Source organism: Desulfosporosinus sp. BICA1-9, assembly GCF_000802135.1.
In genome coordinates this window covers 1-6,324 of record NZ_JUEE01000127.1, presented here as the reverse complement: position 1 = coordinate 6,324, position 6,324 = coordinate 1, and the positions used below count along the sequence as shown (strand labels likewise).

The window sequence follows — 6,324 nt, the reverse complement described above, 5'->3', positions numbered from 1 at the left end:
TAGCTTAATCCTAATCTTCTTTCTCATGAGTGGAGATTACAGCATCAAATATGTTTATGAATACACAAGTCGTGATTTACCGGGCTTTTATCGATTTTCTGCTTGGTGGGCGGGTAATTCCGGTTCCTTGTTGCTTTGGCTGTTCCTACTATCTTGGTATACGGTAGTCGTTGCCTATTCGCGTAAAGGAAAGCTGATGGCGCCTTATGCCAGTGGAATTTTACTCTTTAACTCAGCCTTTTTTCTCTTTGTTCTAGCGTTTTTGACGAATCCCTTTGAACGGGTTAGTGGCTGGTACCCAGGAGCTATAGTAAGTGCCGGAGCAGGTATGAATCCGATGCTACAAAATCCAGGCATGGTAATCCATCCGTTCACTACTTACCTAGGCTACGTCGGGTTTGCCATACCCTTCGCTTATGGGATGACTGCTCTGATTACCAAAAATGCCGGAGATGAGTGGATTAGGATTACTCGTCGTTGGACGATCCTAGCTTGGTTATTTCTAAGTTTAGGTAATCTCTCAGGAGCGCAGTGGGCTTATATGGAGTTAGGTTGGGGTGGTTACTGGGGGTGGGATCCGGTGGAAAACGCTTCCTTACTACCATGGTTAACCGGTACTGCATTTCTCCATTCCGTTATGATCCAGGAGCGTAAAGACATGCTGAAGGTATGGAACGTTGCGTTAGTTACCATTACTTATGTGCTCACCCTATTTGGTACCTTCTTGGTTCGCAGCGGCGTACTCACTTCCGTCCATGCTTTTGGCAGTAACGAACTAGGACGGTATTTTCTAGTATTTACCGTCTTGATGTTGGCTGTTGGCATAATCTTGATTGTTAAACGGAGTGCCTTCCTTACCCAGGGTCGCTCGTTCGAGGCCTTCCTTTCTAAGGAAAGCAGTTTTTTAATAAATAACTTAGTACTAGTTGGTTTGGCTTTCGCAGTATTCTTAGGTACGATTTTCCCGATAATTTCTGAAGCCGTCCGGGGAGTAAAAGTCTCTGTGGGAGCGCCTTTCTTTAATACAGTCAGTGCTCCTTTAGGATTAGCTTTGTTTATTCTGATGGGAATCTGCCCGTTAATTGCCTGGCGCAAGGCTACTTCTAAAAGTTTGCTCGACAATTTCCTGCTGCCTACAGTTCTTACGGCAGTGGCTATACTGGACATATTCCTTCTAGGGATTAGAAAGCCCTATGCTTTAGCTGGTTATGGGATAGCGGCATTTTGTATTTCTACAATTCTACTGGAGATTATCCAGGGAACACGGGTGCGGCAGAGATTGACCGGGGAGTCTTTCCTGATGGCTATAGTTAAATTATTAATGCGCAATCGACGGCGTCACGGGGGTTATATCATTCACTTGGGTATGGTGCTAATGTTGACCGCAATGACTGGTTCTCACACTTACAATCTTGATTTGATCAAAACTGTTAAGATTGGGGAAACTCTCGAGCTAGGTTCCTACATAATAAATTACAACCATTTATCTCAAAAAGATCTGGGTAATTCACGTCAGGCTGTTTATGCTTCGTTGAGTGTCTATGATCGGTATAGCGGTCGCTTGCTCGGCGTAGTGGAACCACAGAAAGTATTTTATCCCACCTCGGATCAACCCTCCACTGAGGTTGGACTACGCACGACTTTAAAAGAAGATCTGTACATTGTTCTGGCGGATTGGCAAAAGGATAGGAGCGCGACATTCAAGATTTTTATTAATCCTTTGGTTGCCTGGCTTTGGATTGGTGGCTATGTTTTGATATTCGGCACGATCTTTGCACTTTGGCCCGGACGCGGTAGTCAATCTGGGGCTCACTACCTTCGAAGGCAGGATATCATTAAGGATAAGGTGGAGAGCGTAGTATGAAGAGATTGGGGTTAGTGCCAGTTATCATTGTCTTATTCACCTTGTTGTTTTCCCCTATAACGGCCCATGGCAGCGAGACTTGGGAAACACGCCCTATACCTTTGGATGTGGAAAGTGGGGTAATATGTGTCCTTGATGGCTGTATGATGAATCTGGCAGCCTGCGAAACGTTAGCTGCCGAAAAATTAAGGGGCATTATCCGAGAAAAGATGTTCAAAGAGGGTTTGAATAAGGAACAAACGTATGCTTATCTCGCAGAGGTATATGGAGATAAAGTGTTGGCTGCACCACCAAAAAGGGGATTTAATTGGGTTGCTTGGCTTGGACCGTTTGTGGCAACTATTGGTGGGGGTGCATTTCTTTACCTGGGCTTAGAAAAATGGGTTGGTTCATCCCTACGGGAAGAAGAAGTTGCCTCGCTTGATCCAGAAGATGCTCGTCGTTTGGATGAAGAGTTAAAGAAGTATTTATAAAAGGCGGGAGTCTAAGTGGCGGTTAGGCATCGGATAGGTGATAAGCCTTACTATTAAAAGGGCGTTTGGAGGTTGAAACCTTTGTATGCAGTTTTATTACTCGTATTATTGGTGTTGGTATCCTTAACTTTAATAGGCTATCCCATCTGGAAAGGCCATGGAGATCAAGGGGAGCAGGCAGACTGGTTGAGTCCAGCTATGACAACGGAAAAAGACGTGATTATGGGTACCCTAAGTGAAATCGAATTTGATTATCATATGAAAAAACTTTCGGAGGAAGATTACCGATCCTTGAAAAACAAGTATGCAAAAGTGGCACTGGCTATCTTAGATACTGAGAGTACCGGTCCTAAAGGGGATACACGTATTGGCATGGCAGACGCTAAGGCATTTGCCGAGATTGAACGGGAGATTGATGAAGAGTTGTAAATCAGGGGGGAGACTTTTGATTGTAGCCCGAGGCCTAACAAAAACAATTGGCAGTAAAAAAATTTTAAACGGAGTTGATCTGGAAATCGCCCCCGGGGAATTCGTTACTTGCTTTGGGCCTAATGGGGCTGGTAAAAGCACGACCCTAAAAATTCTGGCTCTGCTCAGTAAACCCTCTGGTGGGCAGGTACTAATTGAGGGTCAGGACGTAAGGGGGAATGGGACAACTCTCCGACGTAAGATAGGAATGATATCTCATAATTCGTTTCTCTATGATAACTTAACGGCGCGAGAAAACTTGGAGTTTTACGGTAGAATGTATGAAGTGCCAGACCTAAAGCGACGGATTACACAACTGTTAGATGAAGTGGGATTGTCGTTTGCGACAGGTGATCCAGTATATAGTTTCTCTCGAGGTATGCAGCAGAGACTCTCTATCGCACGCGCGCTAGTCCACAATCCTCCCATTCTTTTGATGGACGAACCCTATACTGGACTGGATGAAATGGCTAAAGGAGTTTTAAATACAATTTTGAGTCAGTTAGCCCAGAGTAAACATACAGTTTTTCTGATTACCCATGACTTTGACCAGGGCTTAGAACAAAGTGACCAGGCTTTGATTCTAGTAGATGGTCGTATCGCCTACACCTGCAATCCCCGGAGATTACAGCGGGAAGAGTTTAGACGTCGGTATTTGGAGCTTGTAGGAGGAGTCAAATGAGTTTCCTCAGAAAAGTGAGAAGTTTACTTTGGAAAGAAATTAGAAGTGAGCTTCAGGGTAAGGAAATGCTAAGTACGTTGATAGTATTCTCCCTATTAGTGGTGGTCGTTTTTGGAGTTGCTATCGATCTAAACAAAGATTTAATGGGCGAAGTCTTGCCGGGTTTCATTTGGATTACCATGATTTTTGCTGGAATACTTTGCCTTAACCGATCGTTCGCTGCGGAAAAACAAAATGACTGTTTGTATGGATTAATGCTCTGTCCCCTAGATCGCAGTGCTATTTACGTGGCGAAAACGATAATGAACCTCTTGCTCATGATTATTGTAGAAGGTGTTACAATTCCTCTATTCTTTATTATCTTCAATTACCCCGGACCACAGCAGCTAGGCATGTTTGTAATTGTCCTTCTGCTTGGCACTTATTGTTTTATGGCCGTTGGCACCTTTTTGGCAGCTTTGTCTTCGGCGACAAAAACCGGAGAGATTCTTATGCCAATTTTGTTGATTCCGTTGATTATTCCGGTTTTGCTTAGCGCTGTGATCGTTACCAAAGCTAGTTTTGGCCTAGTGGGAAGCGGAGCAGATCTGTTTCTTAAGATTCTGGTTGTCTACGGAGTTGTCTTTACAGTTTTACCTCTGCTTCTCTTCGATTATTTATTGGAGGTGTAGTCTATGACTGAAAATACGCGCCCTAGTCTAATAGAAAAGGTTTTGGCGTGGTCAACTTTTCTTGCTGTGTTTGTGGCTCTTTATTTAGCACTAGTTTATGTACCTACAGAAAAAACAATGGGTGATGTTCAACGAATCTTTTATTTTCACGTCGCGTCGGCTTGGGTCGGAATGATGGCCTTCTTCGTTGTTTTTGTTGCCAGTATCACTTACCTACTAACCAGGCGAACGAACTGGGATATCTATGCCCATACGTCTGCGGAAATCGGAGTAGTTTTTACAACCATCGTTTTAATTACTGGCCCGATCTGGGCAAAACCCATCTGGAATACTTGGTGGACCTGGGATCCACGTCTGACCACCACTCTGATCCTGTGGTTTTTGTATCTGGCCTATGCCAAGATTCGCTCGGCCATCGGCGAGGAAGAAAAGAAAGCACGTCTAGCTGCAGTGTTTGGCATCTTGGCCTTTGTGGTCGTGCCGATCGATTTCTTGGCAATTCGTTGGTGGAGGACTATGCATCCCGGCGCACTGGTCACTTCGAATGGAATTGCGTTAGCCCCTGACATGATGCTGGCTTTCTTTGCCAGTCTGTTCGCTTTTACCTTATTATACTGTTATTTTATGATGCGTAGTGTCCGTATTGAAAGGATGAAAGCGGAGATTCGTTGGTTAAAAGAGGGAATGTTCAACTGACGAATCAAAGGGTGGATAAGAAATCAAGAGTCGCGAACGGAGGTACAATATGGATAAGTTGTTTTACTTGTTTCTCGCCTATTCTATTATTTGGGTTTTGATCTTCGGTTACAGTTTGCGTCTTGGTAAAAGACAAGCCAAGCTCCAGAAAGAGCTTGAACTTTTGAAAGAAGTAATTAACAGCAAGTCTTCATAAGGTGCCCTGGATAGTTCGACGCTCTTAAACAGACTCACCGTTATATTGAGAGAAAGGAGGAAATCAGCATGGCGGATCTGGAAGAGAAGCGGGCGCGTCTAGAGGCGCTAGAATTAGAAAGTAAAAAACGGCGGAAGTTGGTCTTAATTAGTCTTTGTACCTTGTTGGTGGTTGGGGTAGTAGCTATTGTACTCTCAACCAAGGAGGCAATTCCCGGGTTCGATAACAAATACTCAATAGGAAAAAGTGTTAATTATACCAATAAAACCATTGAAATGACTGAGGTAAACGCAGAGATTAGTAACGGTCAAGTTAAATTATCTCTCGACGACTTGGAGAAAAACAAAATTCTTTACGCTATGTATGATCCCAATTTTGATATAGGTAATAACCAGAAAGGGTTACCTGTGGTGGCTTATTTATCCCCTGCGGGTAGGGTGATGGTGGCTAGCAGTTTTTGTGAACCGTGTTATTCTCGCAAATTCCACATCGAAGGGGATGTTTTGGTTTGTAATGTTTGCTGGACCCGTTGGAGTCTCGCTGACTTAACGGGTTTGGGTGGCGGTTGCACTAAGTATCCACCTCAAGAGTTAAATTATACTGTTGACAAGGAAAACGGTAAAATCATTATTAATGAAGGCGATCTTAAAAACTGGAAGCCGCGAGATTATGACGCTTCAACGACTGCTAATATGGACTAACTCAGTGAACTCCACAGCTTTCACACTGGATCCCCCTGCGTCAAGGGCAAATTCACAAGAAATTCATAACTCATTCACAGCATAGTCTAATTGGTTGGGTATAATTTGAGATATGGTGCGAGCTGCGAAGCAGCACGCAATTGCGTGATGTTTCCTCTTGGAAATGGAAGCAATTCTGTTTTCATTAGTAAGCTATTAACATATAGTAGGGAAATCCTATCAGGTAATACCTAACCAGTAGCCTGTACCTAGTTCCTTGGAGCCAAAATGGTAACATTAGGTTTAAGCGTAGGGCGGGGAGCAAACGAGCCGAAACGAAAGTGAAGCTATTGAGCCACGAAATTATTATCTAAAAGAAGAGGTCGATACCGTCATGTCGGTAGCAGACAATACTATATAAATCGTATAGGTGAGATTTATATAGCTCTTCCGGGGTCTTAGGGCTTGGCGAGTTTGATGATAAATATGCTAATAGAACAGCTGAGGTCCTATAATGTCTGAGAAATCAGTATGCGAAGTCAAGCAAGGGAATGAGCAAGATGAGCAAATGCAATATAGGAAGTCCGACTAACT

Annotated in this window: 8 protein-coding genes; all 8 read left to right on the top strand. The window is 43.7% G+C overall.

Features of this window, described 5'->3' with window-relative positions:
• A partial coding sequence (locus tag JL57_RS15140; RefSeq protein ID WP_034142867.1) for a heme lyase CcmF/NrfE family subunit occupies positions 1 to 1,864 on the top strand: 1,864 nt, incomplete at its 5' end.
• A complete protein-coding gene (locus JL57_RS15135; RefSeq protein WP_034142866.1) occupies positions 1,861 to 2,337 on the top strand; it encodes a cytochrome c-type biogenesis protein CcmH in 477 nt (158 codons plus the stop codon). The genes JL57_RS15140 and JL57_RS15135, both read left to right, overlap by 4 nt.
• 81 nt (positions 2,338 to 2,418) lie before the next feature.
• Positions 2,419 to 2,766 (top strand): hypothetical protein, encoded by a 348-nt coding sequence (locus JL57_RS15130; protein ID WP_034142865.1) that lies wholly within the window; start codon positions 2,419 to 2,421, stop codon positions 2,764 to 2,766.
• Positions 2,767 to 2,782: 16 nt separating this feature from the next.
• Positions 2,783 to 3,487, top strand: a complete 705-nt coding sequence (gene ccmA / locus JL57_RS15125; RefSeq protein ID WP_034142864.1) for a heme ABC exporter ATP-binding protein CcmA — start codon at positions 2,783 to 2,785, stop codon at positions 3,485 to 3,487.
• Positions 3,484 to 4,158 carry a heme exporter protein CcmB gene (locus tag JL57_RS15120; RefSeq protein WP_034142863.1) on the top strand — a complete coding sequence of 225 codons (675 nt, stop codon included), beginning with the start codon at positions 3,484 to 3,486 and terminating at the stop codon, positions 4,156 to 4,158. Before ccmA ends, JL57_RS15120 begins: the two co-directional genes overlap by 4 nt.
• 3 nt (positions 4,159 to 4,161) lie before the next feature.
• Positions 4,162 to 4,854: a cytochrome c biogenesis protein gene (gene ccsA, locus JL57_RS15115; protein ID WP_034142862.1), complete on the top strand. Its 693-nt coding sequence runs from the start codon at positions 4,162 to 4,164 to the stop codon at positions 4,852 to 4,854.
• Positions 4,855 to 4,903: 49 nt separating this feature from the next.
• Positions 4,904 to 5,050, top strand: a complete 147-nt coding sequence (locus JL57_RS34550; protein ID WP_291300131.1) for a CcmD family protein — start codon at positions 4,904 to 4,906, stop codon at positions 5,048 to 5,050.
• Positions 5,051 to 5,118: 68 nt separating this feature from the next.
• Positions 5,119 to 5,751, top strand: a complete 633-nt coding sequence (locus JL57_RS15110; RefSeq protein ID WP_034142861.1) for a Fe-S-containing protein — start codon at positions 5,119 to 5,121, stop codon at positions 5,749 to 5,751.
• The last annotated feature ends 573 nt before the right edge of the window (positions 5,752 to 6,324 follow it).

Coding starts and splice junctions, on each gene's coding strand:
- JL57_RS34550 (WP_291300131.1), top strand. CDS start 4,904: ATGGATAAGTTGTTTTACTTGTTTCTCGCCTATTCTATTATTTGGGTT.
- JL57_RS15135 (WP_034142866.1), top strand. CDS start 1,861: ATGAAGAGATTGGGGTTAGTGCCAGTTATCATTGTCTTATTCACCTTG.
- ccsA (WP_034142862.1), top strand. CDS start 4,162: ATGACTGAAAATACGCGCCCTAGTCTAATAGAAAAGGTTTTGGCGTGG.
- JL57_RS15120 (WP_034142863.1), top strand. CDS start 3,484: ATGAGTTTCCTCAGAAAAGTGAGAAGTTTACTTTGGAAAGAAATTAGA.
- JL57_RS15110 (WP_034142861.1), top strand. CDS start 5,119: ATGGCGGATCTGGAAGAGAAGCGGGCGCGTCTAGAGGCGCTAGAATTA.